Origin of the sequence: Deinococcus aerolatus (assembly GCF_014647055.1) — a bacterium.
Taxonomy (GTDB): domain Bacteria; phylum Deinococcota; class Deinococci; order Deinococcales; family Deinococcaceae; genus Deinococcus; species Deinococcus aerolatus.
Genome location: NZ_BMOL01000016.1, coordinates 1 through 26,713, shown reverse-complemented (window position 1 = coordinate 26,713; position 26,713 = coordinate 1). Strand labels below are relative to the sequence as shown.

Annotated in this window: 24 protein-coding genes, 1 tRNA gene and 1 pseudogene; 6 read left to right on the top strand and 20 right to left on the bottom strand. The window is 65.2% G+C overall.

Translation table 11 applies throughout. The annotated features are described in order from the left end of the window. Positions 1 to 29 precede the first annotated feature (29 nt). The gene (locus tag IEY31_RS14530) at positions 30 to 491 is read right to left on the bottom strand and encodes an Lrp/AsnC family transcriptional regulator (protein WP_188973235.1); all 462 of its coding nucleotides are present in this window, start codon (positions 489 to 491) and stop codon (positions 30 to 32) included. A 172-nt stretch (positions 492 to 663) separates the two neighbouring features. Between IEY31_RS14530 and IEY31_RS14525 the strand changes: the two genes are divergently transcribed. Together IEY31_RS14525 and IEY31_RS14520 are read left to right on the top strand one after the other, a co-directional pair. Continuing rightward, positions 664 to 2,100, top strand: coding sequence for a KamA family radical SAM protein (locus tag IEY31_RS14525; RefSeq protein WP_188973233.1), 1,437 nt, complete (start codon positions 664 to 666; stop codon positions 2,098 to 2,100). Between the two features lie 112 nt (positions 2,101 to 2,212). After that, the gene (locus IEY31_RS14520) at positions 2,213 to 3,586 is read left to right on the top strand and encodes an acetyl ornithine aminotransferase family protein (protein ID WP_188973231.1); all 1,374 of its coding nucleotides are present in this window, start codon (positions 2,213 to 2,215) and stop codon (positions 3,584 to 3,586) included. 464 nt (positions 3,587 to 4,050) lie between these two features. Here the strand turns inward: IEY31_RS14520 and rraA are convergent, their stop codons facing one another. The 4 genes from rraA to IEY31_RS14500 are packed head-to-tail and all read right to left on the bottom strand — an operon-like array spanning position 4,051 to position 7,393. After that, positions 4,051 to 4,533, bottom strand: a complete 483-nt coding sequence (gene rraA, locus IEY31_RS14515; RefSeq protein WP_188973230.1) for a ribonuclease E activity regulator RraA — start codon at positions 4,531 to 4,533, stop codon at positions 4,051 to 4,053. A 35-nt stretch (positions 4,534 to 4,568) separates the two neighbouring features. Next, positions 4,569 to 5,711 (bottom strand): XdhC family protein, encoded by a 1,143-nt coding sequence (locus IEY31_RS14510; RefSeq protein ID WP_188973228.1) that lies wholly within the window; start codon positions 5,709 to 5,711, stop codon positions 4,569 to 4,571. Next, the gene (locus IEY31_RS14505; protein ID WP_188973226.1) at positions 5,708 to 6,922 is read right to left on the bottom strand and encodes an MFS transporter; all 1,215 of its coding nucleotides are present in this window, start codon (positions 6,920 to 6,922) and stop codon (positions 5,708 to 5,710) included. Before IEY31_RS14505 ends, IEY31_RS14510 begins: the two co-directional genes overlap by 4 nt. Positions 6,923 to 6,970: 48 nt before the next feature. Next, positions 6,971 to 7,393, bottom strand: coding sequence for a cobalamin B12-binding domain-containing protein (locus IEY31_RS14500; protein WP_188973224.1), 423 nt, complete (start codon positions 7,391 to 7,393; stop codon positions 6,971 to 6,973). A gap of 181 nt (positions 7,394 to 7,574) precedes the next feature. Between IEY31_RS14500 and IEY31_RS14495 the strand changes: the two genes are divergently transcribed. Beyond that, a tRNA-Ala gene (locus IEY31_RS14495) sits at positions 7,575 to 7,650 on the top strand. 282 nt (positions 7,651 to 7,932) lie between these two features. Here IEY31_RS14495 and IEY31_RS14490 read toward each other — a convergent pair. From IEY31_RS14490 to IEY31_RS14430, 13 genes are all read right to left on the bottom strand, one after another. Continuing rightward, positions 7,933 to 9,474: an ABC transporter substrate-binding protein gene (locus tag IEY31_RS14490; protein ID WP_188973222.1), complete on the bottom strand. Its 1,542-nt coding sequence runs from the start codon at positions 9,472 to 9,474 to the stop codon at positions 7,933 to 7,935. Positions 9,475 to 9,515: 41 nt separating this feature from the next. Further along, positions 9,516 to 10,391, bottom strand: a complete 876-nt coding sequence (locus IEY31_RS14485) for an ABC transporter permease (RefSeq protein ID WP_188973220.1) — start codon at positions 10,389 to 10,391, stop codon at positions 9,516 to 9,518. Beyond that, a complete protein-coding gene (locus IEY31_RS14480) occupies positions 10,388 to 11,341 on the bottom strand; it encodes an ABC transporter permease (protein ID WP_188973218.1) in 954 nt (317 codons plus the stop codon). The genes IEY31_RS14485 and IEY31_RS14480 overlap by 4 nt, the downstream gene beginning before the upstream one ends. Next, the gene (locus tag IEY31_RS14475) at positions 11,338 to 11,622 is read right to left on the bottom strand and encodes a cupin domain-containing protein (protein WP_188973216.1); all 285 of its coding nucleotides are present in this window, start codon (positions 11,620 to 11,622) and stop codon (positions 11,338 to 11,340) included. Before IEY31_RS14475 ends, IEY31_RS14480 begins: the two co-directional genes overlap by 4 nt. 70 nt (positions 11,623 to 11,692) lie before the next feature. Then, the gene (locus IEY31_RS14470) at positions 11,693 to 12,895 is read right to left on the bottom strand and encodes a M24 family metallopeptidase (protein WP_188973214.1); all 1,203 of its coding nucleotides are present in this window, start codon (positions 12,893 to 12,895) and stop codon (positions 11,693 to 11,695) included. Further along, complete coding sequence (locus tag IEY31_RS14465) at positions 12,892 to 13,749, bottom strand: alpha/beta fold hydrolase (RefSeq protein ID WP_188973212.1); 858 nt, start codon at positions 13,747 to 13,749, stop codon at positions 12,892 to 12,894. The genes IEY31_RS14470 and IEY31_RS14465 overlap by 4 nt, the downstream gene beginning before the upstream one ends. Further along, positions 13,746 to 14,987, bottom strand: a complete 1,242-nt coding sequence (locus tag IEY31_RS14460; protein WP_188973210.1) for a dipeptidase — start codon at positions 14,985 to 14,987, stop codon at positions 13,746 to 13,748. Before IEY31_RS14460 ends, IEY31_RS14465 begins: the two co-directional genes overlap by 4 nt. 51 nt (positions 14,988 to 15,038) lie before the next feature. Then, a complete protein-coding gene (locus IEY31_RS14455) occupies positions 15,039 to 16,604 on the bottom strand; it encodes an ABC transporter substrate-binding protein (RefSeq protein ID WP_188973208.1) in 1,566 nt (521 codons plus the stop codon). Next, entirely contained in the window at positions 16,597 to 18,015 is a 1,419-nt protein-coding gene (locus IEY31_RS14450) for a M20/M25/M40 family metallo-hydrolase (protein ID WP_188973206.1), read from the bottom strand. The genes IEY31_RS14455 and IEY31_RS14450 overlap by 8 nt, the downstream gene beginning before the upstream one ends. Before the next feature lie 33 nt (positions 18,016 to 18,048). Then, a complete protein-coding gene (locus IEY31_RS14445) occupies positions 18,049 to 18,906 on the bottom strand; it encodes an ABC transporter permease (RefSeq protein WP_188973204.1) in 858 nt (285 codons plus the stop codon). Continuing rightward, a complete protein-coding gene (locus IEY31_RS14440) occupies positions 18,906 to 19,859 on the bottom strand; it encodes an ABC transporter permease (protein WP_188973202.1) in 954 nt (317 codons plus the stop codon). Before IEY31_RS14440 ends, IEY31_RS14445 begins: the two co-directional genes overlap by 1 nt. 51 nt (positions 19,860 to 19,910) lie before the next feature. Next, on the bottom strand, positions 19,911 to 21,464 hold the full coding sequence (locus IEY31_RS14435; RefSeq protein WP_188973200.1) for an ABC transporter substrate-binding protein: 1,554 nt from the start codon (positions 21,462 to 21,464) through the stop codon (positions 19,911 to 19,913). A gap of 81 nt (positions 21,465 to 21,545) precedes the next feature. Continuing rightward, complete coding sequence (locus IEY31_RS14430; protein ID WP_188973198.1) at positions 21,546 to 23,300, bottom strand: M28 family peptidase; 1,755 nt, start codon at positions 23,298 to 23,300, stop codon at positions 21,546 to 21,548. An 80-nt stretch (positions 23,301 to 23,380) separates the two neighbouring features. Here IEY31_RS14430 and IEY31_RS14425 point away from each other — a divergent pair, with 80 nt between their 5' ends. Further along, positions 23,381 to 24,199 carry an IclR family transcriptional regulator gene (locus IEY31_RS14425; RefSeq protein ID WP_188973196.1) on the top strand — a complete coding sequence of 273 codons (819 nt, stop codon included), beginning with the start codon at positions 23,381 to 23,383 and terminating at the stop codon, positions 24,197 to 24,199. Next, positions 24,196 to 24,558, top strand: a complete 363-nt coding sequence (locus IEY31_RS14420) for a hypothetical protein (RefSeq protein WP_188973194.1) — start codon at positions 24,196 to 24,198, stop codon at positions 24,556 to 24,558. The genes IEY31_RS14425 and IEY31_RS14420 overlap by 4 nt, the downstream gene beginning before the upstream one ends. On the opposite strand, the gene IEY31_RS14415 is transcribed toward IEY31_RS14420, so the two are convergent. After that, on the bottom strand, positions 24,542 to 25,399 hold the full coding sequence (locus IEY31_RS14415; RefSeq protein WP_188973192.1) for a metal ABC transporter solute-binding protein, Zn/Mn family: 858 nt from the start codon (positions 25,397 to 25,399) through the stop codon (positions 24,542 to 24,544). The genes IEY31_RS14420 and IEY31_RS14415 overlap by 17 nt on opposite strands. 139 nt (positions 25,400 to 25,538) lie before the next feature. Between IEY31_RS14415 and trxB the strand changes: the two genes are divergently transcribed. Continuing rightward, entirely contained in the window at positions 25,539 to 26,516 is a 978-nt protein-coding gene (trxB, locus tag IEY31_RS14410) for a thioredoxin-disulfide reductase (RefSeq protein WP_188973190.1), read from the top strand. A gap of 12 nt (positions 26,517 to 26,528) precedes the next feature. Here trxB and IEY31_RS18760 read toward each other — a convergent pair. Then, positions 26,529 to 26,713: pseudogene (locus IEY31_RS18760) on the bottom strand (IS630-like element ISAva6 family transposase); the annotation flags it as partial.

The following is a 26,713-nucleotide window of genomic DNA, read 5'->3' as shown; positions in this document are numbered from 1 at the left end:
CCTGGCCGCTGCTTCCGTCTTGACTCGCTTTACCTCGGCGGCAGCAGCAGTTTGCCTTCCAGCGGCGTGCTCAGCACGATGGAGGTGTCGCAGGTAAAGCCCATGCCGATCAGATCCCCCAGCATGGTTTCCAGCGCGCCCACGTCCGGCACGGCCACCTTCAGGATGCAGGAGTTGTCGCCGGTCACGCTGTGGCACTCCAGCACACCGTCGTGGGCGGTGGCCCAGCGCACCAGCGTGGGATCGTTGCGCCCGCTGTCCTGCACGCCGATAAAAGCGGTGATGGTGCGTCCCAGCGGCTTGCTCGCGACGCGCACGCCGTAGCCCAGGATCACGCCCGCGTCCTCTAAACGCCGCACGCGCTCGGTCACCGCCGGGGCCGACAGCCCCACCCGGCGGCCCAGCTCACGCATCGAGAGTCGCGAGTCGGTCTGCAGTTCCTGCAAAATCCGGTGATCCAGGGAGTCCAGAGCGCTGCCAGTCTGTCGCATGTCCAGAGCTTAGCACCGCAGTTGGCATATGCAAGGTCAGACATGGCATTTGCCAGAGAAACGGTCCCCTGACCCCGCCGATCTCCCGGCCTGCGCTCCTTCCAATGCTGGGGGCAGAACATGAAGAATGGAGACCTAGCAACTCACGTTTCTTTCTCCCTGGAGGCCTCAGATGTCCAACGCCCTCATCCACCCGCAGGCGACTGTTCGCAGTCAGCAGATGCTGCCCCGTGGCCACCGCGCCCCCAAGTGGGCCGACGTTCCCGACGAAAAATGGTACGACTGGAAATGGCAGCTCAAGAACCGCATCAACTCGGTTTCTGAACTGGAAGAGGTGATCCGCCTGACCGAGAGCGAACATGCCGGGGCCAGCGCCGAGGGCATCTTCCGCCTCGACATCACGCCGTACTTTGCTTCCCTGATGGACGCGGACGATCCCACCTGCCCGGTGCGCCGTCAGGTGATTCCCACGCATCACGAGCTGGAGCCGTTCATGTCCATGATGGAGGACTCGCTGGCCGAGGACAAGCACAGTCCCGTCCCCGGCCTGGTCCACCGTTATCCAGACCGCGTGCTGATGCTGGTCACCACCCAGTGCGCCAGCTACTGCCGTTACTGCACGCGCAGCCGCATCGTGGGTGACCCCACCGAGACCTTCAACCCCGCCGAGTACGAGGCGCAGCTGAACTACCTGCGCAACACGCCCCAGGTGCGCGACGTGCTGCTGTCCGGGGGCGATCCGCTGACCCTCGCCCCCAAGGTGCTGGGCCGCCTGCTGGCCGAGCTGCGCAAGATCGAGCACATCGAGATCATCCGTATCGGCACCCGCGTGCCGGTGTTCATGCCCATGCGGGTGACCGAGGAACTGTGCGACGTTCTGGCGGAAAACCATCCGCTGTGGATGAACATTCACGTCAACCACCCGAAAGAAATCACGCCGGAGGTGGCCGACGCCTGTGACCGCCTGACCCGCGCGGGCGTGCCGCTGGGCAACCAGAGCGTGCTCCTCCGGGGCATCAACGATCACCCGGTGATCATGCAGAAGCTGCTGCGCGAGCTGGTCAAGATTCGCGTGCGGCCCTACTACATCTACCAGTGCGACCTCGTTCACGGCGCGGGCCACCTGCGGACCACCGTCAGCAAGGGGCTGGAGATCATGGAGAGCCTGCGCGGGCACACCTCCGGTTACAGCATCCCCACCTATGTGGTGGACGCGCCCGGCGGCGGCGGCAAGATTCCGGTTGCGCCCAACTATGTGCTGAGCCACAGCCCCGACAAGCTGATTCTGCGCAACTTCGAGGGCTACATCGCCGCGTACACCGAACCCACCGACTACACCGGGCCGGACATGATGGTTCCCGACGACTGGGAGCGCAAGGAACCCGGTCAGAGCGGCATTTACGGCCTGATGCAGGGCGAGCGCATCTCCATTGAACCTGCCGGATTCAGCGACACGCACCACCGCCCCGGCGGGGTCAGCCACCGCCTGAACAGCCGCGAGGACAAGTGGGCGGCATATGGCGTGGGCGCACCAAACCCGGCCAGTGTCAGCGACACCTCGCCGGACGGGAAGGTCAACGTACCGATTCCGGTGCACAGCGGGGACTGACAGAAGATAGAGACAAGATGGGGATGGGGCATGTTTCTCAGCTCTAACTGGAATGCTGCCCCGTCGTCATTGCCTGCCGTTTCCCAACGCGTTTAACTTGTAAGGAGCCACCATGACCACTGCCACCAAGGCCCGCCAGCCCATCCTCAAAACGTCCCTCCCCGGCCCCAGGACCAGGGCCATCATGGAGCGCGATGCCCAGCACCTCTCCACGTCCTACGTGCGCCCCTATCCCTTCGTGCCGGACCACGGCGAGGGCGTGTGGCTCAGTGATCCGGACGGCAACACCATGCTGGATTTCTTCGCGGGCATCGCCGTGTCCACCACCGGCCACGCCCACCCGCATGTCGTGAAGGCCGTGCAGGAGCAGGTCACTAAGTTCACGCACGTCTGCCTGTCCGACTACCCGCAGGAGATCACCACCAGTCTGGCCGAGCGGCTGGTCAAGCATGTGGAAAGACCGGGTGAGAAATGGCGCGTCTTCTTCGGCAACTCGGGCGCGGAGGCCGTGGAGGCCGCCGTCAAGCTGGCGCGCAACCACACCGGACGGGCGCACATCATCTCCACCATGGGCAGCTTCCACGGGCGCACCTACGGCGCGATCACGCTGACCGGCAGCAAGACCAAGTACAAGCGCGGCTTCGGCCCGCTGCTGCCCGCTGTGTCGCATGTGCCGTACCCCAACCCCTTCCGCCCGCCGCTGGGGTCCACCCCCGAAGCCTGCGGTCAGGCTGTGCTAAACCACATCCGTGAGCTGTTCGTGGGCGTCATTCCCTCCGATGAAGTGGCGGCCATCATTGTGGAACCCATGCAGGGCGAGGGCGGGTACATCGTGCCGCCCGCCGACTTCCTGCCAGGGTTGCGCCAGTTGTGCGACGAGCACGGCATCATGCTGATCTACGACGAGGTGCAGGCCGGCATGGGCCGCACGGGGAAGATGTTCTCGTACCAGCAGTTCGAGCAATACGGCGAGGTTCAGCCGGACATCATCACGGTGGCCAAGGGCATCGCTTCGGGCATGCCCATTTCCGCACTGCTGGCGAAGGAATCGGTCATGACCTGGCCCGTGGGCTCGCACGGCAGCACCTACGGCGGCAATCCGGTGGCGGCGGCAGCGGCCCACGCCACCCTGGACCTGATCGAAGGTGTGGTCAAGCATCCCGGCTGCGGCGAGAGCCTGATGCAGAACGCCGCCGATGTGGGCGCGTACCTGCTGTCCGAATTGAAGGCCATGCAGTCCGAGTTTCCTTTCCTGGGCGACGTGCGCGGTCAGGGCCTGTTCATCGGCCTGGAGTTTGTGAAGCCTGACGGCAGCCCAGACGGTGCGCTGCGTGACCGCGCCAGCACCGCCATCTTCGAGCGTGGCCTGCTGAACCTGGACTGCGGTGAGGCCGTGATTCGCGTCAGCCCGCCCCTGATCCTGACCCGTGAGGACGCGGAAACCGGGCTGGAGATTATGCGGGAAGCGTTACGGGGCCTGAGCTAAGCGACTGTTGGCAGTCCACTCGCCCAGCTCTGGTTATTCAGAAAGTTGGGCGGGCGGGCTGTTCTTTGTTTCGCTCTAAAAAACCACGTCGTACACGTCGTCCAGTGTCAACGTCGCGCCGAGATACGGTAATTTAATCTCGCCCGGTGCTGTCAACAGGTTCGCAGGTGGCAACGACATCCGGGGAGTCATACACCCGTTTACCGGTGGGCGTGGTGCGGCTCACGCACCCATTTGAGGCGTTAACCTTGCAATGTTGCCTGTGGGCCTGGGCGATATTCAGGGTTACCTCGCCATATCGACTGTCGGTCCCCGCCTGTACCAGCGTGTCGCCGTGCAGCGCGTGCACGTAGCCGCCGCCCTACCCCCGCTTGCTTGACCGGGCTAAGTTTCTCGCTCGCCAGGTACTTTTCCTCGGTCATGTGCTGCACTACACGTCCAGGCATACGGCCGTTGGGCTGTGGTCAGTTCGTTTCTGAAGTCAGCACGCAGATCCCGTCCTCGTCGGCGTGAATCATGTCGCCGGGCCGCACTGTTGCGCCCGCGAAAGTCAGGGCCACAGCCTGCTCGCCCAGGCTTGCCTTGCCGCTGCGGCGGGGATGAACGGCCAGCGCCCGGATGCCGATGGGCATGCCAGCGAGCTGCGCCGTGTCGCGCACGCAGCCGTGGACGATAATGCCTGCCCAGCCGTTCTGCACGCCCAGCCCGGCCAGCTGATCGCCCACCAGCGCGCAGTTCAGACTGCCGCCGCCGTCTACCACCAGCACGCGGCCCTCGCCCGGCGTCTCCAGCGTGGCGCGTACCAGGGTGTTGTTCTCGTAGACGCGCAGGGTCAGGGCGGGACCGCTGAACCTCGGGTTCTCTCCGAAATTCTGGAACACGGGGGCGAACACCTGGGCTTCCGGGTGGGCGTCGCACAGGTCCGAGGTGGGGATGAAGGGAGTCATGCCGTATTGAACGCTCCCGGCAGACAGACGGGCGGTTACTGCTCCGGGGACGCTTCAGGCGCCGGACCCAGCGCGGGACTTGGGGCGTGCGTGTGGGCGTCGTGGATGCGCCCGGCGTGGCCGCTCAGGAAGCCGCCGCTGTAGCCGCGCCGCCACGCCATCAGCTCGGCCAGGATGCTCAGGGCCACTTCTTCCGGAGCCTCGGCCCCCAGGCGCAGGCCCACGGGGGCGCGCAGGCGGGACCGGGCCTCGGCACTGAAGGTCACGCCCTCCGTTTCCAGCTCGTCCAGCAGGCCCTGGGCGCGGCTCAGCGGCCCCAGCACACCCACGTAGGGTGCGCCGGAGTTCAGCGCGTGCTGCAAGCAGACGCGGTCCCGGTCCAGATGGTGGTTCATGATCAGCAGGCTGGCGCGGGCGGGCGGCACGAACTGCCCCAGGTCCTCCGGGGCCAGGTCATGCAGGGTGGCCCCCGGAAAACGCCCAGGCGTGAGGTACGCGCGGCGCGGGTCAATGACGTGGACCTCGTAGCCTAGGTCATGCGCCCCACGGGCCAGCGGCATGGCGTCGTGGCCTGCCCCGTACAGCACCAGCACCGGCGGCGGCGTGCTGATGTCGATGAAGATGGGCGTGCCGTCCGGTGCAGCCAGCGTCACGGCGCGCGGCTCCAGCTGTCCCAGGCGTTCCTGCGCGGCCTGCACGGCAAAGTCGTGCAGCGGGGCGGGGGAGAGGTGGCCCTGGGTTTCCCCATCCGGCCTGATCAGCAGGCGGCCCTCACTCTTCAGCGGCACGGCCAGCGCCGCCAGTTCCCCTTTTTCCAGCGCTGCGAGCCACGCACCCATCACAGGATCTTCCCGCTCCACCCGTTCCACGCGCACGTCCACGCTGCCGCCGCAGCCGATGCCCAGGCCCCAGGTAGCGTCTTCCGAGAGGTCATAGTGGGTGACGGTGGGGGTGCCGCTGCGGATCACCTCCAGCGCCACCTCCACCACCTCCGCCTCCAGACAGCCGCCGGAGAGCATGCACACCTGCGCGCCGTCCTCCAGCACCAGCATTCGTGTGCCCTCGCGGCGGTAGGCGCTGCCCTGCACGCCCACAACGGTGGCGATGGCAGCGCGCTGGCCCCGCGCCGTGGCGGCGTTCAGGGCGTCCAGCAGGGCGCGGGTTTCGGCGGCGTTCATGCGGCCTTCTGGACAGGCGCAGCCGACTTTCCGGCCCGCCACGCACTGAACAGTGGCAGCAGCGCTAACACCGCGCAGCTGTAGGCCAGCATCGGGAATCCGGCGCGGGCGATCACGAAGCCGCCCAGCAGGGTGCCCGCGCCCGCTGTGATGTACCCCAGACCGTCGGTGACGCCTTGCACGGCGGGAAAGCGGGTCAGCGACTTGCTGCCTGACACGAAAGCCAGGTTCCAGCCCAGCCCCAGCAGGAACATGCTCAGGCCCAGCGCCCCGGCGCCCGGCAGCGCAGCGGTCAGGGCCGCCGTGGACAGCAGCACTGCGCCGCCCACGTAGCCAACGCGCACGCCCAGCCGGTCGATCAGCGGCCCGGTCAGCCAGCCGAAGCCGAACATGCCCAGAATGTGCCCGCTGATCAGCGCGGCAATGCTGCTGTGGTCCATGCCCATGTTGTGTGCCCGCAGCGGGGTCAGGCTCATCAATGTGACCATCAGGCCCTGCGCGGTGGCCAGCGCCAGCGCGGTGCTGCGGACGCCGGGCACCCGGAACGCCTCCGAAAACGTGGGGGCCTTGCGGGTGGCCCCGGCGACGGTGGCCACGGCGGGTTCACGCACCGGGGTCCACAGCAGCATCAGCAGCGCGGCCACGCCCAGCAACCCGCCGCCCACCAGCCAGCCCACGATTTCCGGCGTGGTGCCGAAGGTGACGGCCAGCCGCTCAATCGGGCGCGAGAAGCCGGTCATTAAAAACGAGCCCAGCACGCTCATCAGCATCAGCGCGCCCAGGGCTGTGCCCCGGCGGTTGTCCGGTACGCTCTCGGCGGCGGCGTAGCGGGCCTGCTGGTAGCCGCCCTGCGCCGCGCCCATCATGGACGCGCCCACCAGAAACAGCGGCGTGAGGCCCAGCTTGCCCCCGAAAAAGCCCAGCACCGCGCCCAGTGTGCCCAGGGCAAAGGCCAGCCCCAGCCCCAGCCGACGCCCCGAACGCAGCATCAGCGCGCCGAAGAATCCTGCCGACAGCGCCGCTGACACGCTGATCAGCGTGCTGGGCAGGCCCGACAGGGTGCCGAAACCCAGCGTGCCCATGATGATGCTGGCCAGGATGGTGCTGACGGTGGTGGCGCCGGTTGCCAGGGCCTGCGCGGCGTACAGCGGCACCAGACGGCCCAACTCGATGCGGGAGGTGGGCTGGGCTGCAGGTACGGCTTTACTCACGGTGGGGGGTGCAGGACGTGGGCCTGTGGTCGCTGCCCAACCGCCCGGTCATTCCTCCCCCTGCGCCCGCCAGCGTTCGCCCACGGCCCCCTTGAGGTAGGTGGCCGCGTCCTCGGTGTTCGCGCCGGGCGTGAAGACCCGGCCCACCCCCAGTTCCTTGAGCTTGGGCAGATCCTGATCGGGAATGATGCCGCCGCCGAAGACGATGATGTCGGTGGCGTCCTTTTCCCTGAGCAGCGCCATCACGTCGCGGAAGTAGTGCATGTGCGCTCCCGAAAGCACGCTCAGGCCGATGGCGTCCACGTCCTCCTGCACGGCGGCGTTGACGATCATCTCGGCGGTCTGGCGCAGGCCGGTGTAGATCACTTCCATTCCGGCGTCGCGCAGGGCGCGGGCCACCACTTTCGCGCCCCGGTCATGGCCGTCCATGCCCGGCTTGGCGATCAGGACCCGTATTCGGCGGTCTGTCATATGTCTGCTCCTCCTGTACCGATCTAACGGGCGTTTGGCCGCCATTCTAGGGCAATCGGCGTGTGCCGGGGCCAAGCCGCCGGCGGGAGGCCGGTGCGGTGCACCACGTCGCCGTGTCACCTGCATTGCAAGCCTGTGGGGCGCGTGCTAGAGTCTTTTTCGCCTGAACCATCTGGCGTAGGGGGCCATAGCTCAGCTGGGAGAGCGCGTCGTTCGCAATGACGAGGTCAGCAGTTCGATCCTGCTTGGCTCCACCACAACAAGAGTCCGTCATTGACGGACTTTTTGCTTTTGGACAGGGCTTTGCCTGGCTTTGCCTGGACACCAGTTCATCCCGGCTTCTTCCAGGAGATGTACCACATCCGTTCTGGTGGGTTTTTGCTGTTGGAGCTATTGTTAACCCTGCCTATGATCTCGGCTCTCCGGAAGATAGGATGAACCCAAGAAAATGGGCGTGAACGTCGAGACATTCACCCCCACCTCTGGAAGTCCTACTTATGACCGTCTGCCGGTGGCCGCCGCTTACCCCTGGTCAGCGTTCAGCGTTTGAGCCAAGCGGTCCGCAGCCCGATGTAGCTGGTGTTCGGGAAGTGCGCGTAGCCCTGAACGGCCTTACGCGCGGCCTCGTACTGGGTGCTGGAGTAGAGGAAGACCATCGGCGAGAGGTCCACCAGGCGTTTTTGCACGTCCACGTACAGCTTCTTGCGGGCCGCAGGATCGGCCACCTGGCGGCCCTGATCCAGCCACTTGTCGATGGTGGCGTCCTTGAAGTTGGTCAGGTTGCCGCCCGAATCGGAAGCAAACGGCGTGTACAGGTAGTCGTCCGGGTCGCCCTGGCCGCTCTCGCCCAGGATGGTGGCGGTGTATTTCTTCGCCAGGATGTCGGGCAGGAACACACTCCATTCCAGGGCATTGATGTTGACCTTGATCCCGATGGGCGCGAGTTGCGCCTGGATGATCTCGGCGGGCACCCGCAGGAAGTCGTAGGTGCTGGTCACCTTGAGGTCCAGTGTGAAGCCGTTCGGGAAGCCTGCCTCTTTAAGCAGGGCGCGGGCCTTGTCGAGATTGGGCTTGCCGTAGCTGGCGTCCGGCGAGGCGTAGTAATTGCCGTCCGGAAACACCGTGCCGGGCGAGGCAATCCCGCCCACACCCAGCAGCGCGACGTCCACGATCTCCTGGTTGTTGAGGGCGTAGGCGATAGCGCGGCGCACCTTGGGGTTGTCCAGCGGTTTCTGCGCCACATTGAAGAACAGCGCGCGGTAATTGGCGGCGGGGCCGCCCAGCACATTCACGTCAGCGTCGGACTTGAGCGTCTGGATCGAGGTGGAGGGCACGTACTCGATCCAGTCCACGTTGCCGGTCCGCAGGGCGGTCATGCGCGCCGTGGCGTCGGGCAGATACGAGTAGGTGATGCCGTCGAGATACGGCAGCTTGTTGCCCTTGGCGTCCTTGCCCCAGAAGTTGGGATTCTTCCTGAGCACCATGCGGGTCTGCGGCACGTACTCGACAAAAGAGAAGGGACCGGTGCCGACAGGCTTGGTGTTGAGGGTAGCCGCCGCCTCCTTCGGCACGATCACGTTCAGGGTAAAGGCCAGCTTGCTCAGCAGCGGGGAGAAGGGCTTGCTCAGGGTAACCACGGCGGTGGTCTTGTTCGGCGCAGTCACGCTCTTGATCAGCTCGAAGTCACCGCTGCGTGGGGACTTGGTGGCGGGGTCCTTGATGCGGTTGATCGAGTACACCACGTCGCTGGCCTCAAAAGCCCGTCCATTGTGGAATTTCACGCCGCTGCGCAGGGTGAAGGTCCAGGTCAGCCCGTCCTTGCTCGTCGTCCACTTGGTTGCCAGCGACGGCACGATCTTGCCGCTGGGATCAAAGGCCACCAGGGTGTCGTAGACGTTTTCCAGTTGGTTGCGCGTGGACGTTGCCTGCGTGACATGCGGATCGAGCCCCACAGGATCAGCCTGCATCCCTGCACGCAGGACGCCCCCGGCAGTCTGTGCCTGGGCGGTCGTGGCCGCGCCAGTGAGCAGGAGCAGTGTGCTGAGACCGAGGATGCGGGCAGTGTGCTTCTTCGTGGACATAAGTCCTCCTGTAGGAGACGTGCAACGGGTGTACAAAGAGTCTAGCGGCCCAGCCGGGGATCGAGGGCGTCGCGCAGGGCGTCCCCCAGCAGGTTAAAACCCAGCACCGTGACCATGATCGCCAGTCCCGGGGCCACCGAGATCCAGGCATTGAGTTCCAGGAAAGGCCGTCCATCGGCGATCATCTGGCCCCAGGCGGGGGCGGGCGGCTGCGTGCCCAGGCCCAGGAAACTCAGGGCGGCCTCGCCGAGAATGGCGTAGGCCAGCCGCAGCGTGACCTCCACCATGATCGGCCCCAGCGAGTTGGGCAGGACATGTCGCCACAGCAACCGGGCGTCCGACGCGCCCAGCGCGGTGCTGGCCTCGACAAACATGGCCTCGCGGCTGCGCAGCACGGCGGCCCGCACCACCCGGGCGAACGGCGCGGTAAAGGCCACCGCGATCGCCAGCGTCAGGTTCCAGAAGCCGCCGCCCAGGAAGGCCAGCAGGGCAATGGCCAGCAAAATCGCCGGGAAGGCCAGCAGCACGTCGGTCAGGCGCATGATTAGGGTGTCCACCCATTTCAGGTAAAAGCCCGCCAGTGCGCCCAGCAGCCCGCCAACGATCAGCGCGAAGGACACGCTGAGAACGCTGACCGACAGGCTGATGCGGCTGCCGTAGATCACCCTGGAGAGCAGATCGCGTCCATACAGATCCGTGCCGAGCCAGTGGCGCAGCGACGGCCCCTGCATCCGGTCGGCGGGCAGGTATTTCACCGGGTCGTACGGGGAAATCTGGGCGGCGAAAACGGCACAGATCACCACCAGCACCACCAGCGCCAGCCCCACCACGCCGCTGGGCGTGCGGAAAAAGAGCTGCGCGGCGCGGCGGGTGGGCGAACGCGGAACGGCGAACCCGGGCTGAGAGGCGGCGCTCACGAGTAGCGCACCCGGCTGTCGATCACGCCGTACAGGACGTCCACCACCACATTGACCAGCACGTAGCTCACCGCGATCCACAGCACCGCGCCCTGCACCACCGGGTAGTCGCGCAGATTGATGCCCTCCAGCGCGAAACGCCCGATCCCAGGCAGGCCGAACAGTTGCTCGATGATCACCGCCCCGCCCAGCAGGTTGCCCACCTGGAGGCCAATCACCGTGATCACCGGAATCAGGGCGTTGCGCAGGGCGTGGCGAATCACCACAGAGCCGCCACTCAGTCCCTTGGCATGGGCGGTACGGATATAGTCCTGCGACAGCACGTCCAGCAGGCTGGCCCGCACGATCCGGGTGGTGGCGGCGGCCAGCCCGAAGCTCAGGGCCAGCGCGGGGAGAAACAGGCTCTTGAGGTTGCCGATCAGCGACTCGCCCGGTGAGATGTAGCCGTTGGGGGGGAACCAGCCGAGGTTGAGGCTGAACAGCAAGATCAGCAGGATCGCCAGCCAGAACTCCGGCGCGGCCAGGCCGACAAGGACGAAGGAGCTGGAAATCAGGTCGGCCGCCCTGCCCCGCTTAAGCGCGGCCAGGATGCCCAGCGGCAGGCCCACCAGCACGGCGAACAGCAGGGCCATCGCTGAAAGTTGCAGCGTGACCGGGAAACGCAGCAGCAGATCGGTGAAGACGGGCCGATCTGTGCGGAGACTGACGCCAAAGTCGCCGCGCAGCAGCGCCCCGAACCAGCTCAGGAACTGCATCCAGATCGGTTGATCCAGGCCGAACAGACGGCGCATCTCGGCCTGCTGCGCGGCGCTGACGTTGCCTTCCAGACCGATCAGTTGCGTGACCACGTCACCGGGGATCAGCCGCAGCAGGGTGAAAACCAGCACCCCGACACCGAAGGCAGCCAGCAGGGCCAGCAGCACGCGCCGGACCAGCCAGCCTCCGGTCAAGGTTTTTCCAGCAGCACGTAGCTGAGGGTCACGGCCTCCAGCACCTCGGCCTCATGAACCTCCCCCGCCGGGATCAGGGTCACGTCGCCGCCGCGCAAGGTGTAGCTCTGACCACCGCTGACGGCGCGCAGCACGCCGCTGTGAATGAACGAGATCTCGTCCTGCTCATGGCTGTTGGGCGGCAGCACCGTTCCCGCGGGAAAACTGAGCTGGCCGATGCGGGCGGGCAGGGCGGAGAATTCTCCGACGTTGACACTCTCGCTCATGGTGAGCCGTTCCATGCGTCCTCCTTTGTCTTTGCGGCTTCCACTATGGCGTCCCGACAGCGGGATGGGCCGGAGGCAGGCAGGGTCAGGCAGGCAAAGTGAGACTGTCCAGATCACGCGGGTAATCGGTCAACAGCTCCATGCCTGTGTCTGTGATCAGGATGGTATCGGAATGACGGAAACCGCCCAGTCCCGGCACATACAGCCCCGGCTCGACGCTCAGCACCATGCCCGGCTCCAGGGGGCGGCTGTCGCCGATGTCCAGGAATGGACTCTCGTGAATGCGCTGCCCCAGGCTATGGCCGACGTGGTGGCGCCAGTGGTCCCAGAGCTGTTCGCGCTCGTAATATGCCCGGACAGCCTCATCGACGTCCGCGCAGGTCCGGCCAGGCCGCAACGTCTCGAACGCGATGTCCTGCAAGTTGAGCATGTGCTGAAAGAAGCGCCGCTGCTCGCCACTGGCCTCGCCGACGAACATGGTGCGCTCCAGCTCGCTGATGTAGCCCCAGACGGCGGCCCCGGCCCCGGTGACCAGGGTGTCGCCGTGCTGGAACGTCGCCCCGGTGGTCATGGCATGTGGCAGGGCGCTGTGGACGCCGATCTGTCCCCGGTACAGCGCCACCGCGCCGCTCATCCAGCGGTTCTGGCCCCGGTAGGTGTCGCCCAGCGCGGCGATCATGGCGGCGGTGGCCTCCTTGGTGGCGCGGGCCTCGACCTCAGTCTCGTTCTCGCCGACGCGGGTGTACTGCTGAAGCAGACGGTGGGCGTGTGCACCCCAGCGGGCGCTTTCCCGGATGAGCGTCACCTCAGCGGGCGATTTGAGCGCCATCTGATGGTCCAGGCCGCGCGACACCCGCTGAATTTTGGCCCCTGGCAGCGCCTCGCTGAGCGCCGGGCCGTCATAGCCCATCACGGGCGGATAGCCATCATGGTCCACGCCGATGGCCGCTTTCTCCAGGCCCAGGCCGGTCAGCAGATCCGCCAGTTGCCGCAGCGGGTGATGCTGGCCCGGAAACTCCGGGTAGTCGGCCACGCGCTCGGCCTCGCTGACCTGCTGGGCGTGTTCGCGCTCCAGGCGGGGAACGAACAGGATGCGCTCGCCCTCCCGCGTGATGACCAGGGCCACCGGCCGCTCGGTGGGGAAAAACGCGAAGCCGCAGTAATAGAAGATGAACTGATCGTCGAACAGCACCAGGGCGTCTTGCGGCGACTCCAGATGATCGAAGGCCGTCTTCGCCCGCGCGGCACGTTCTTCGCGGCTGATCGGGCCGGGGGTCTGTTCCGTCACGCGTTCACCGCCGAGATATGACGGGTCAGAAATCCACGCACCGTCTGGAGGTAGAGCGGCTGCTCCTCAAGCTGTGGTGAATGCCCGCTGTGCTCAAAGACCACCAGTTCACTGTTCGGCAGATGCGCGGCCAGTTCTTCGCTGGCCTCCAGCGGCGTGATCCAGTCGTGGCGGCCCACCGTGACCAGCACCGGGACCTTGATTTCCCGCAGGCGGGCCACCAGGTCATACTCCGGCTGATTGCGGCTGAACGCCCAGTTGTGTGTTGCGTAGCGGAAGGGTATCCGGGCCAGACGCTCGGCCTCGGCGGCGGGGTCACGTTCCACGGTGTAGAGCGGCTGGATCTGCGCGAAGCTGGCACGGAAATCGTCGTTGTCGCGCATCTGTCCGGAAAACAGGCGGTCCAGCGACGCCTCATCCATGGGAAATTCACTGTCCATCGCCCGTTTTTTGCTGGTGTCCTGGAAGCGGTTGCTGGCCGCCGTGTCGCGCAGGATCACCGCCTGGAGGTTCTGCGGATGCGCCAGCGCGTATTCCAGGGCCAGGAAGCCGCCGTAACTGCCGCCCAGCACCACGATCTTGCCGAGATTCAGCGTCTCACGCAGCGCCTCCAGATCGGCCACGAACTGCGCGTGAGAATACGGCTCGCTGCCCTCCGACTGGCCGTTGCCGCGCTGATCGTAGGAGATCAGGCGGTACCCGTCGGTCAGGGGCTGAAAGGCAGCCCAGTCCCCGGCGCGACTGCTCATGCCGGGACCACCGTGCAGGGTGACGATGGTGGCCTTCTGGTTTTTACTGGCCCCGGAATCGTCATAGACGAGCTTCACGCCGTTGACAGTGACGCTCTCGCTCATCGGTACCAGGCCTCTTTCAGAACGCGCATCACGTTGCCGCCGACCGCCTTGGCGATGTCCCCGTCGCTGTAGCCATGTTTCACCAGCCAGCGCACGATGTTCGGGAACGCCTCGGCCGGATTCTCGATGCCGTCGACATACTCGACCTTGTCGTACTGCAGGTGCCCACGGGAAGCGCCGATGGACAGCGCGTCGGTCAGGGCGGTATGCAGCCCCACATGATCGCCGAACAGCACGTCCGGCCCAAAGGCGACATGGTCGATGCCCACCAGATTCACGCAGTACTCGAAATGCTCCATGAAGGACTCGATGGAGTGGCGCGGGTGCTGCTCGGTCAGGGTGGTGTGCGGCGCGGCCTCGATGCCGATCACGCCGCCCTTCTCGGCGCAGGCGCGAATCACGTCGTCGGGCTTGAGCCGGTTGGAGTTCCACAGCGCGCGCGCCCCGGCGTGCGTGATGAAGATCGGCTTCTCGCTGACCTCGATGGTGTCCAGCGCGGTCTGATCACCGCTGTGGCTGACGTCGATGGCGATCCCGAGTCTGTTCATGCGTTTCACGGCCTGCCGCCCAAATACGGTCAACCCGCCGTCGCGCGGTTCCTTGAGCCCTGCCCCCAGCGCATTGCCCTCGCTGTAGGCGATGCCCATGCAGCGCACGCCCAGCCCGTACAGGATGTCCAGGCGGTCCAGCTCGTTCTCGATCATGGCCGCGCCTTCCAGCGAGACGATAAAGGCGATCTGGCCGTTCTTCTTGGCATTGACGATGTCCTCGGTGGTGCGGCACGGCACGACCATCTCCTGGTGCGCGATGTCCGACAGGCGCATGCCCAGATCAAAGATCACGTCGTCCCACTTCCAGCCGCCGCGCGAGGTGATCATGGCTGTGCCGTTCATCAGGTTGTCGAACACCGCGTCCAGGCCCGAGACGCTCAGGCCCTCGTAACCGGTGAAGTCCCGGCCCCAGCGGCGGAACTCCAGGAACTGGCTGAGGTCCTGTGGGGCCACAAAGCAGTGGTCGTGCAGCGAGATCATCAACTGTTCCTGGAACAGCCGCCGCACGCGGGCCTCCTGCTCATCCGTAACCTCGACGCGGCGACTGGGCACGCGGCCAAGTTCCGGCGCGAGCGGATACACCTTGTAGTCCTCACCCGGCGTGAGGTACGAGAACGACTTGTAGCCGCTGTAGTTCTTCTGCTGCATGGGGGGCTGTATGGTCTGGGCGTCCTTGAGATCGGTCATGCTGACTCCTGGCTTTGAAGGCGAGAATGAAACGGGGGGCTGCGCCGTGGGTTACTTCTCCACCGTGTCGAGCTTCTCAGAGCCCGTGGGACTGGGGACCCAGCCCTTAATGCCCGCGCCGCTGGCAACGAGCAGGCGGGAATGCACGATCGGAATCCGCACGGCCTCCTTGAACATGATCTCGTCCACCTTCTGGTACAGCGGCAGGCGCTGGGCGGGGCTGGACAACTTGCGCGCACTTTCCAGCGCGGTGTTGGCTTCCGGGCTGTTCCAGCTGATGTCGGTGGTGGAGCCGGGGGCGATCAGGTAGGTGTAGGCGCTGTCGGGATCGGTGACGTACACGAAGCCCAGCATGAACGCCTGGAACTTGCCGTCCTGGCGGTCTTGCAGATACTTGGCCCAGTCCTCGGTCTTCAGGTTGACCTTGATGCCGATGGCCGAGAGGTCGGCGGCCATCGCCTCGGCGATGGGCTTGGGCGTGGGGTAGTACGGACGGCTGACCGGCATGTACCACAGGTCCAGCGTGAAGCCGTTGGGGTAACCGGCGTCGGCCAACATCTTTTTGGCGGCGGCCGGGTCAAATTTGTAGTCGGTCACGCTCTTGGCATAGTTCTTGGCCAGGGGCGGCGGCAACAGGTGGCCGTCGGTGATGCCCAGACCGTTCCAGAAGGTCTCCACGATGGCTTTCTTGTTCAGCGCGCTGGCAATTGCGGTGCGGACGCGCACGTCGGCCAGCGGTTTGTAACTGGTGTTCAGGCCCAGGTAACCCAGATTCAGCGCCGGGCGCAGCACCGCGTTCAGCTTGGTGTTGGTCTGGATCGACTTGAGCTGGTCGGGCAGCAGTTCGGCGGCGATGTCCACCCCGCCGGTGAGCAGCTCGTTGAGGCGGCTGCTGGGGTCCTTGACGAAGCGGAACAGCAGCGCTTCGGACTTCGGCAGCCCGGCGCGGAAGTAGTTGGGGTTGCTGACCAGGTCGACGTTGACGCCGCTGGTCCATTTCTTCAGCATGAAGGGCCCGGTGCCCACGGCAATGCCCGCAGGCGTGCCGTACTGGGCCGGATTCTTCTTGATGGCCGTCGGGGAAGCGATGCCGAACAGCCCGGAATCCGCCAGGATCGAACCCAGGGCGGGATACGGTTTGTCCAGAATGATGTCGATGGCGTACTGGTTGCGGACCTTGATGTCCTTGACGAGCGAGCCGGCCTCACCCTTGAAGCCGCCCAGGTTGTTCTTCCAGCCCAGGAACGGCTTTTTCGCGCCGAATTCGTTGCTGGGGTCCCACCAGCGCATGAAGTTGAAGCGCACTGCTTCGGCATTCAGCGGTGTGCCGTCGTGAAATTTGACGTTCTGGCGCAGGTAAAAGGTCCAGGTCAGGCTGTCGTTGCTGACCGTCCAGCGCAGCGCCAGCTCTGGTTGCAGCTCCACAGTGCCGGGTTTGAAGCTGATCAGGCTGTTGTAGATCTGAGTGGTCACGTAGGCGGTGTTGCCGTCGGCAGTCACGCTGGGGTCGAGGCTGATGGGTTCGCCGCTCAGCCCGAATACGATGGTTTTCGCGGACGCGCCGCCGGCCATCAGGAGTCCCGCCAGAAGCCATTTGCTCACGCTTGTTCTATTCATGCTGTTCTCCTTGTGGGGCCGCTGGCCCCCGTGTGAATTCATCCAGAAAGGTGACCATCGAACGCTCGAACGCCAGGATGCCCGCCACCGTGCAGTACTCGTTGCTGGAATGCTGCCGCGAGCCGTGTCCCAGCCCCCCCGTGACGTAGGGCAGGCCCAGCAGGCGCTCAAACACGTAGTACGGGGCGCTGCCGGGGTTGATCGGCCACAGCTCCAGTTCGCCGTGCAATCCCTGGTAGGTGCGGATCATGGCCTGCACCGCGGGCTCGTCCAGGCTGAGTTTCGACCAGGGATACTTGTTGTAGACCTTGATCTCGATGTCAGTGAATCCCCCCCTGTCCAGGTGGGCGCGCAACCCGGCCAGCACCTTGTCGGGGTCCATGTTGGGGACCATCCGCACGTCCACCTTGGCCGTCGCCTGGTGCGGCAGCACGGTTTTGGTTTCCGGTCCGGTGTAGCCCGCGAACAGGCCGTCGATGTTGAGTTGCGGCTGCGAGAACAGGCGGTGCCAGGCCTGGCGGTCATCACTGTCCTTGAGTCGGCGAACCGCATAGGCGTCGCGGAACACTCCGGCGTCGAACCGACCTGCGTCGATCTGCTGGTCAAGAAGGGCCGCTTCCCGTTCGGAAAGTGGGTGGACATCGTCAAAGAAGCCGTCGACCAGGATGTTCTCGTCGTCGTCCACGAAGCTGGCCAGCGCCCGCGTCAGCCGCCACACCGGGCTTTTCACCCAGGCGTTGTAGCTGCCGTGAATGCCGCGTTCGCTGGGGCCACCCCACTCGCCGCCGGTGCAGATCAGCTCGACGTACAGCATGCCCTTAGTGCCCAGCACCAGGCTGGGCATCCCGGCCTCGTCCTGTTCAAAGAAGGGAAAGAGGACCGCGTCGGCGCGCTTGAGCTTCTCCGCGTACTGTTCGGCAAAAGCGGGAAAGGAGCGGCTGCCCATCTCCTCCTCGCCCTCAACGGCAAACAGCAGGTTGACGGGCAGTTTTCCTTCGACCCGCACGATGGCGCGCATGGCCGTGAAGAAGGCGGCCAGCGGCCCCTTGGTGTTCACTGCGCCCCGGCAGATGATGCTTGGCCCCAATCCCGGGAGGTCGTGGATCTCGGCCCCGAACGGCTCCGCGATCCAGCCGTCCTCGTCGGTGGGCATCACGTCATACATGCCGTAGATCAGCAGCGTCTTGGGGGCGTCCTGCCACAACTCGCCGTACACGATGGGATGGCCCGGCGTCTGCACCACCTCGGCCTCGCCGCCCAGTCCGGCGATCAGGTCGGCCACGGCCTGCGCGGTTTCGGCGATGCCCTCTCCGGTGTAGCTGATGCTGGGCTGTCGCAGAAACCGGCGGATGTCCTCCAGATCCTGATCGAAATGCTGCTGCAGGTCGGCGTGAATGGCGTTGACGTTCATCTTCCTCCTTGTCATGCGGCTAGGGCGAGTCGTTCAGCGTCCTTGGGGATCGCTGGCGTCGCGTAGGCCGTCGCCGAGCAGATTGAAGGCGACGACGGTGATCAGGATCAGAGCGCCGGGGTACACCGCCAGCCACGGGGACGAGTACATGTAGTTCTGCGCGCCGGTCAGCATGTTTCCCCAGCTGGCATCCGGCGGCTGAATGCCCACCCCCAGAAAAGACAGCGCCGACTCGGTCAGGATGGCGAACGAGATGCCGATGGTGGCGTTGACGATCATGGTGGGGTACACCTGTGGCAGCACATGGCGCCACAGCACCCGCAGCTCGGACGCGCCCAGCGCGCGCGCCGCCTCCACGCTGAGTTCCTCGCGCTCACGCAGCACCTCGCCGCGCACCAGCCGTGCCAGCCCCATCCAGGAGGTCAGCCCGATAACCAGCACCAGCTGGATCAGCCCTGCCCCGAAAAAGGTCAGGGCCAGCAGGCTGATAAAAAAACCTGGAATCGCCAGCATGCCGTCGGTCAGGCGCATGAGAACGGCGTCCGTGGCCCCCCGGAAGAATCCGGACAGCCCACCGATCAACACGCCGAACACCAGTGAAACGGCTACCGCAAAGAAACCTACCGCCAGCGACACCCGTCCGCCCAGCATCAGGCGAATCAGCACGTCACGGCCGTTTTCGTCGGTTCCCAGGGGATGGTCCCAGCTTGGTCCGGCAAACTGCCGGGAAAAGTCGATGGCCTCCGGCGACGCGCGGTAGACCAGCGGCCCCAGCAGCGCGAAGGCGACGATCAGCAGCAGCACCGCCAGAGACCCCACGGCGGTGGGATTGCGCCGCAGTTTCTGGACGCTGCGGCGGGCAGGGGAGAGGGCCAGGGCCGGCTGCACCATCAGGCCTCCGCCCGCACGCGTGGGTCGAGCCAGGGGTACATCAGGTCGATCAGCAGATTGAACGTCACCACGGCCAGGGCCACGAACAGCGTGATGCCCATGATCAGCGGGTAGTCGCGCCCCAGCGCGGCTTCCACGCTCAGGCGGCCCATGCCCGGCCAGCCGAAGATGGTCTCGGTGATGGCCGCGCCCCCGATCAGGCGCGGCAACTGCAGGCCCACGGCCGTCAGAATCGGAATGGCGGCGTTGCGCAGAACGTGGCGGTATCGCAGAGCCCATTGCCCCACCCCCTTGGCGCGTGCGGTCCGCACATAGTCCTGGGTGCTGACGGTGCGCGTGCTGGAGCGGGTGTAGCGCAGGATCTCGGCGATGCTGGCGGCCGACAGCACCACGGCGGGCAGAATCAGGTGTCGCAGCAGATCGCCGAGGTTACCCTCCTGGCCGGCGGTATTCATGCCGCCCGCAGGCAGGAGCCGCCAGGTCACCGCGAACAGGATGATCAGCAGCAAGCCGAACCAGAACACCGGCACCGCCACGAAAACCAGGCTGACGGTACTCGTGATCCGGTCAAAGGCGCTGCCGGGGCGCAGGCCGCTGGCCAGGCCCAGGGGCAGCGCCACCACCAGCGTGAGCAGCAGCGAGGTTCCCGCCAGAATCAGGGTGTTGGGCAGCCGGGTCATGATGATGTCGGTGGTGGGCGCGCCGTACAGGAAGCTGTTGCCCAGGTTGCCGCGCGCTGTCTGACCCGCCCACTTGGTGAACTGGATGGGCAGCGGATCGTTCAGGCCCAGCCGCTCCTCGATGGCCTGGCGCTCCACAGCGGACAGCTTGGGATCGGCCAGCAGTGACGGCCCACCGGGAGCGAGACGCACCACGAAGAAGGTGATGATGCCGACCATGACCAGCACGATCAGGGCATGAAACACCCGCCTGATCAGGTATGAAAGCGTCATCTTCCCTCCTTCAAGAAGTTTCGTGGCGTCCGGCGGCGGTGCTGCACCCCCCTACCTCAACTGGAAGTCCTCGCTGTGGCGCAGCGCGTCGCGGATGCCCAGGTCCGGCACACCACCCAGGTTCTTGCGAAGGGCCTGCAGCTCCTTGGGGTAGTACAGCACCAGCACGGGCGGATCGGTCATTTCCAGGCGCTGAAAGCTGTTGTAGATCTGCTGACGCAGCGCCACATTCGCCGTCTCGCGCCCTCGCTTGAGCAGTTCGTCGGCCCTGGGGTTGGAGAAGAAGGCGTTGTTGTTGTCCTGGCCAGTGGCGTAGTAGGCGTACTGGTCCGGGTCAGGTGGCGTGGTCCACCAGATCAGGTTGGCGTCGTATTTGCCGGGGATCAGATAGTCGCGCACCAGCGTGGCAAATTCCAGCGGCTGCAGCGTCACGTCCATCCCGATCTTCTTCAGGTCCTGCTGCACCGCCAACGCTGCCTGTTCGCGGCTGGGGTTGCCGCGGTCGACGATCAGGGTGAACTTGAACGGCTCGCCCTTGGCATTCACCAGTTGCCCCTTGGCGTCCGGCTTCCAGCCTGCCTGGGCCAGCAGCGCCTTGGCGCGGGCGGGATCGTACTGAATCGGCTTGATGGTCTTGTCGTAGTACTTTTTCAGTGCGGTGGGCAGCGTGCCGGTGGGGTAGTCGGCGTAGCCCTTGAGCACGCCGTCGATGATGGCCTTGCGGTTGACCGCGTACTGCATGGACTCACGCACCTTGGCCGGAGCAAACAGCGGGTTTTTCTGGTTGAAGAAGACCAGGAAGTGCTGCACCGCGTTGGCCTGCTTCAGCGTGATGTTGGGGTCGTTTTGCAGGCTGGTCAGGCTGTTGGGCTCGACGTTCACCCAGTCGAGTTCACCGGACCGCAGTTGGGCCACCTGCGCGTTGATGTCGGGGACCACCTTGAAAACCATGCCGGCCAGCTTGGGCTTGTTGCCGTAGTAGTCCTTATTGGCTTCCAGAGTGATGCTGGCCCCCGGGACCACCCGCGTCACCTTGAAGGGCCCGGTGCCGATGGGTGTGGAGCGGTTGAAAGCTGTAGCGTCGTTCAGAGGCTTGCCGTCCAGCAGATGCTTGGGCAGGATGCCCGCGTTGTGGCCCAGCAGTGTCAGGAACGGCGCGAAGGGACGCGAAAGAGTGAACCTGACCGTGGTGGGGTTGACCGCCACGATATCCTTGATCGAGGAAAAATCGGAGACCAGCCGGGACCCGGACTTGGGATCGGTGGCCGCCTTGAAGGTGAACACCACGTCGGCGGCGGTGAACGGCTTGCCGTCGTGCCATTTCACATCGCTCCGCAGGTTGAAGGTGTACACTAGACCGCCGTTGGTGATGGTCCACGACTTGGCGAGGTCGGGTTCGGGCAACAGGTCCTCGTTGGGGCGCACCAGTCCGGGAAAGATGACCTTGTTGATCAGGACCGATCCCAGATCAGGGGCGATCACCGGATTCATGATCGGGTCGTTGATCAGGGGCAACTTCAAGATGCCACTTTGTGCCTGGGCACTGCCTAAGGCCAGGGTGAAACCGAGCGTGAGAAGGCCGACGCTGAACAGACGCTTGGGCATGGGGTTCTCCTTTCCATATCAATGAGGGGCGAGGAAGAACTTGCTTTCGGCTGGACGTGTGCTGAGCAAGAAGCCGGTGCTTCAGCCCGGGACTGGTAAGGCCAGTGCGCGTTCCACCGCGGTGTGCGCCTCGCGCAGGGCGGCCATCACCCGGTTCTGGCCGCGCATCAGGTGGGTGCGGTAAAAGCCGATGCGCTCAGGGGAGGCGTGGGGCAGGTCCTCGGCCACGGCCAGGTCCGGAAGCGGCGGGATCGACTCGGCGGGATCGTGGAAGAAAGCCGCCTCACGCGTGAAGTTCACCCGCACCAGTTGACGGGCCAGGCACATCTGGGCCTCGTTGATGGCGCGCACGCTGGCCGAGTTGAGCGGCTGATCTTTCAGGCTGTCGGCCTGCGCTCCAAGCTGCACCACGGCGGAACGCAGGCGGGCGATCTCTGCGCGCAGCGGCTCGAAGCTGAAGTGGTCACCCGCCGCCGCCTGGTAGCGCTCGACGGTGACGCGGAAATCATCCAGCGTGAGCGTGAAATCAAAAGGAATCACGGTGCTGTTGGCGGTTCGCATGGCGGCCAGCAGATAGATGCGGATGTCCTTGAGCAGGATGTCGCGGTCCGCGATCTCCAGCAGGTCGTCCTCGGTGTGCCAGGCGATGTTGCCGCCGCAACCCCCCACGGCGTAATAGTCCTTCTCAGCGCGCAGCTCGTCAGGCATGGTGGACAGCAGCATGAAGTACCCGCTGAGGCCGATGTTGTTGAACGAGTAGTCTCCAGCCTGATGGGGCCGCTCGGCGCGCAGCTCCTTGCCGGTCACGTCGCGGATCAGTTCGGCGGCGAAGCGCTCGGTTTCGGGCATCAGGCTCACGTCCTGGTACTCGGTGGCCCAGCGGCAGCCAGGGGAATCACAGTTGACCTGTGCGATGCAGTGCTCATCGAGTTCCAGCCCGAAAGCGTCCGAGTACCAGGTGCTGCCGGCGTAGCGCCCGGTGGAGTGCCCCGGCCACCACGCGATCTTGACGCTGCGCCGCAGGTTGTCCCTGTTGGCCCACAGCACCCGCGCGATCTCCAGCAAGGTCGCGTCGCCCACCGCGTTGTCACCGATGCCGTAGTCCCAGGAATCGTAGTGGCCGTGGAGCAGCACGAACTTTTCCGTATCTTCTGTACCTGGGATGGTCACGACGGGAACCGGGGACTCGAACCAGCCTTCGTTCAGGTCGGTTTTCAGGGTGACCTCGCCGCCGGCGCGGGCCCACTCGATCAGGCGCTGCCCGTCCTCGGCGTTCACGTTGACCACTGCCACGCCCGGCTTGCGCGGCAGGTCGTACAGGTCCGGGCTGCCCCAGATGGTGGTGCAGACGCCCCAGTGGGCGCGCTTTCCAGGGTTGATGGCGATGACGGCCAGCGCGCCGCGCCGTTCCAGATCGCTGACCTTGCCTGGCATCCCGAAGCCTTCGCTGACCACGATCTTGCCGCGCACGTCCATCTCGTCCACCGCCGCCTGACGCGAGAACAGGTCGTCGGCGTCCAGCGCGTAGCCGCTGGGCTGATAGACCAGGGGCGCACTCAAGCCCTCCGGAAAGACGGCGCTCATCGCCATCGCTTTGGCGAACAGGGTGGTGTCGCCGATGGTCACGCTGGCTGAGCGCGGGATGCTCAGGAACAGTTCGGGATGGTGGATGTCGACGGGAACGCCATGCTGGGCCAGACGTTCGGCGATCAGCGCGGCTGCCTGCTTCACGTCCTCGGGATCTTCACGCTTGAGGGTGGTGAACCGTTCGATCAGTTCCCACGGAGTGTCGAGGTTGACGGCGTCCAGGATGGCCTGCTCTGCTGAGCTGATCATGGTCTCCCCTCTTGTGGTTCATTGTATGAACCAACGATTCACTAAATGACTTGTGTAGGTCGCTAGTGTGTGGGAAGCGCATGAAAAAGTCAAGTGACCCCCTTCAGACCACCGGACCCACGTATGGCATCACCGTCCTCGAGTCCGCCCTTCAGGTGCTGGAGGCCGTTGGAGAACATCCTGGCCTCAAAGCCCGTCAACTGGCTGAGCTGACGGGGCTGACCAAGAGCAAGGTCTTCCGCATCATCCGAACGCTGGAGAGTCTCGGCTACGTGACCGTCGACGCAGATCATGCCAGCGTGCTGGGCCGCAGCGCGTACCTGTTGGGCAAACGCGCCGAACAGCAGTGGTCACTGTCGAAGGCTGCCACGCCGGTTCTGGATGAGCTGGCGGCCCTGACCATGGAAAACGTACATCTGGTTGTGCGCGAGGGACTTCATTCGCTGGTCCTGGACGTCCGGATTTCGCCTCAACCCATCCGCATGTACGCGCAGGTGGGGCGCATCGGGCCACTTCACGCCGGCGGCACCCCCAAAGTTCTGCTGGCCCACGCACCTCAAGAGGTGGTCGAGCAGGTCTTGCACTCCAGTCTGGATCAGTTCACCGGCACCACCGTCAACAACGCAGAGGACCTGCAGGCCATCCTTCGCCGGATCCGGACCGACGGCTATCATCTCGCGCTTTCTGATCTCGAAGAGGACACGTTCTCGATCGCCGCACCGGTCTTTGACCACCACGGTCAGGTGATTGCCGCGCTGAGCGTTGCTGGCCCAATGATGCGGCTTGATCCCACCAAGCGTCGTGATTTTATTTCTGCGGTGGTGGGCGCTGCACGCCGACTGTCCCAGGCGCTGGGGTACCGTGGGGACCTGTCGTCGCTGAGCCGGGCGGCGGATTGAGCTTCGACCAGGTCGGCCGCAAACTGGCCTGGAAAGATGCCTTTGTGTTTGAGATCGAGGGGTGCAAAGTAGTGGGACGCTGTGGCTGCGTCCTTCCCGTGCGTCAGGCGTTCCCCGTCCTCAACGGTGCGGTAAAACGCCAGCAGTGTCCGGATGTCGGTGTATCCGAGGTCAGCGGCAACAATCTCGAGTGCAACGCCGCGTTTCCGCCGCATGGTGGTCAATGTCCGGCGCAGCGCCTGAATCGTCAGGGTCCGGACTGGTTCAACCGGGTCCAGAGACTTTTGCGTCTGGACGCCGGGGCTGCATGTCGCAGGCTTCTGGCTGGCGCCCTCGCTCCGCTCAGCGCAGCGCCTTGACCATGCTGTCCACATTGAAACGGAACGCCTTCAGGAATGTGCCGCCGGCGCTGCCCGGTGCGCCCAGCGCGTCGGTGTACAGCGGCGGGGCGATGCGCGCGCCCGTTTCGCTGGCCAGCGCCTCGGCCAGCCGGGTGTTCACGGTGTTTTCGGTGAAGATCACCCTGGCCCCGCTTTTCTTCACCGCTGAGATCAGCGCCGCGAGTTCCCGTGCGCTGGGCTCGCGCTCGGTGCTGAGGCCGGGAATCACCGCCCCCACAATCGTCAGGCCGTAGCGGTCCGCAAGGTAGTTCAGCGCGTCATGGTTGGTCACGATCTGGCGCCTGCTGGCGGGCAGCGTGGCGAACTGTTTTCTGGCATACGCGTCAGCCTCGCTCAGCTTGCCGAGGTACGCGGCAGCGTTGCTGGCATAGGTGGTTTTCCCTGCCGGGTCCAGCGCCGTCAACGCCTTCTGCGCGTTCCTGACGTAACCCGCCGCCAGTTCCAGGTTCCACCAGGCATGGGGGTCGCTGCCGCCGTCCTGCCGCAGCAGCTTCAGGCCCGCCGTCAACGGCCTGACCGGCACGCCAGGCGCGGATTTCTGCAACTGCGGCAGCCACGGCTCCAGGCCCGCGCCGTTGGCGAACAACACACGGCTCCGACTCAGGCTGCGAATCACGCCGGTGGACGGCTGGAAGGTGTGGGTGTCTGTGCCGGCGGGAACGATGGTGTTGACGGCCACCCGCGCCCCACCGACGTTACCGACGAGGTCGGCAATGATGGAGGTGGTGACGCTGACCGGCATGGGCGCGGCAGAGGCCACCCCGGAAAGCAGCAGGAAAAGGGCAAGCGGTCTGATCATCCGAGAATGATAATTCATTATCAATAATTGAACAAGCCCCGTTCGCTGTGTGGAGACAGGTCTCGTCCGATCCATGCTTTAAAAAGTAAACTGTGCGTGCTTAACCAACATGTTGGTTGGGCGGTGGTACGCTGTTTTCATGACCACCACCCTTCCCCAAACACAGGACTATGACGTCGTGATCGTCGGCGGCGGCCCCGCCGGACTGACGGCTGCCATCTACACGGGGCGTGCCAGCCTCAGCACCCTGATTCTGGAAAAGGGGCTGCCCGGCGGCCAGATCGCCCAGACCGAGGAGGTCGAGAACTACCCCGGCTTTCCCGAGCCGATCAGCGGCATGGAACTCGCAGGGCGGATGCAGCAGCAGGCCGAGAAATTCGGCGGCAAGATCGAGATGGACGAGGTTGAGGCCATCGAGCAGACCGGCGATGCCCACTACCCCTTTGTGGTGAAGGGCTATGGCGGCAACTACCGTGCCAAGAGCGTGATTCTGGCGACGGGCGCCAACCCCAAGCGCCTGAACGTGCCGGGCGAGGAGGAGTTCTGGGGCCGGGGCGTCAGCACCTGCGCCACCTGTGACGGCTTCTTCTACCGGGGCAAGAAGGTGGTCGTGATCGGTGGGGGAGACGCCGCCGTGGAGGAAGGCCTGTTCCTGACCAAGTTCGCGGATGAGGTCACCCTGATCCACCGCCGCGACACCCTGCGTGCCAACAAGGTGGCCCAGGCCCGGGCGTTTGCCAACCCCAAGATGAAGTTCATCTGGGACACCGCCGTCGAGGAGATTCAGGGCGACGGCGCGGTCAGTGGCGTGCGCATGAGGAACCTCAAGACGGGCGAGGTCAGCGACATGGCAATAGACGGCGTGTTCATCTTCATCGGCCACGTGCCGAACACCGAGTTCGTCAAGGACACCGTCAGGTTGCGCGAGGACGGTTACGTCGACGTCACCGACGAGATTTACACCAGCGTGCCGCTGCTGTTCGCGGCGGGTGATGTCAGCGACTACATCTACCGTCAACTGGGCACCAGCGTCGGCGCAGGCACCCGCGCCGCCATGAGCGCCGAACGTGCGCTGGCGGCGCTGGAAGTGGCCGGGGCGGAGACGGCGGCCGACTGATACGAATCCCGGTTAATTTGTTACACGAGGCCACCAATGGAAGAGGGTCAGGGAGCGCACCCGTTCACACTGACCTTCCAGCCACCGACACCGGGCCGCGAGCCGCTCAGTCAGGGCGTCCAGGGTGGGGAAATGTCGGTTTTTCAGGGGCATATCGGTGAGCGACCACAAGCGTTCGGCCGGTTGCAACTCTGGAG

Coding starts and splice junctions, on each gene's coding strand:
- IEY31_RS14525 (WP_188973233.1), top strand. CDS start 664: ATGTCCAACGCCCTCATCCACCCGCAGGCGACTGTTCGCAGTCAGCAG.
- rraA (WP_188973230.1), bottom strand. CDS start 4,533: ATGACTCCCTTCATCCCCACCTCGGACCTGTGCGACGCCCACCCGGAA.
- IEY31_RS14430 (WP_188973198.1), bottom strand. CDS start 23,300: ATGATCAGCTCAGCAGAGCAGGCCATCCTGGACGCCGTCAACCTCGAC.
- IEY31_RS14460 (WP_188973210.1), bottom strand. CDS start 14,987: ATGACCGATCTCAAGGACGCCCAGACCATACAGCCCCCCATGCAGCAG.
- IEY31_RS14440 (WP_188973202.1), bottom strand. CDS start 19,859: ATGACGCTTTCATACCTGATCAGGCGGGTGTTTCATGCCCTGATCGTG.
- IEY31_RS14510 (WP_188973228.1), bottom strand. CDS start 5,711: ATGAACGCCGCCGAAACCCGCGCCCTGCTGGACGCCCTGAACGCCGCC.
- IEY31_RS14520 (WP_188973231.1), top strand. CDS start 2,213: ATGACCACTGCCACCAAGGCCCGCCAGCCCATCCTCAAAACGTCCCTC.
- IEY31_RS14425 (WP_188973196.1), top strand. CDS start 23,381: ATGAAAAAGTCAAGTGACCCCCTTCAGACCACCGGACCCACGTATGGC.
- IEY31_RS14445 (WP_188973204.1), bottom strand. CDS start 18,906: ATGGTGCAGCCGGCCCTGGCCCTCTCCCCTGCCCGCCGCAGCGTCCAG.
- IEY31_RS14490 (WP_188973222.1), bottom strand. CDS start 9,474: ATGTCCACGAAGAAGCACACTGCCCGCATCCTCGGTCTCAGCACACTG.
- IEY31_RS14465 (WP_188973212.1), bottom strand. CDS start 13,749: ATGAGCGAGAGCGTCACTGTCAACGGCGTGAAGCTCGTCTATGACGAT.
- IEY31_RS14435 (WP_188973200.1), bottom strand. CDS start 21,464: ATGCCCAAGCGTCTGTTCAGCGTCGGCCTTCTCACGCTCGGTTTCACC.
- IEY31_RS14530 (WP_188973235.1), bottom strand. CDS start 491: ATGCGACAGACTGGCAGCGCTCTGGACTCCCTGGATCACCGGATTTTG.
- IEY31_RS14475 (WP_188973216.1), bottom strand. CDS start 11,622: ATGGAACGGCTCACCATGAGCGAGAGTGTCAACGTCGGAGAATTCTCC.
- IEY31_RS14500 (WP_188973224.1), bottom strand. CDS start 7,393: ATGACAGACCGCCGAATACGGGTCCTGATCGCCAAGCCGGGCATGGAC.
- IEY31_RS14415 (WP_188973192.1), bottom strand. CDS start 25,399: ATGATCAGACCGCTTGCCCTTTTCCTGCTGCTTTCCGGGGTGGCCTCT.
- IEY31_RS14450 (WP_188973206.1), bottom strand. CDS start 18,015: ATGAACGTCAACGCCATTCACGCCGACCTGCAGCAGCATTTCGATCAG.
- IEY31_RS14455 (WP_188973208.1), bottom strand. CDS start 16,604: ATGAATAGAACAAGCGTGAGCAAATGGCTTCTGGCGGGACTCCTGATG.
- trxB (WP_188973190.1), top strand. CDS start 25,539: ATGACCACCACCCTTCCCCAAACACAGGACTATGACGTCGTGATCGTC.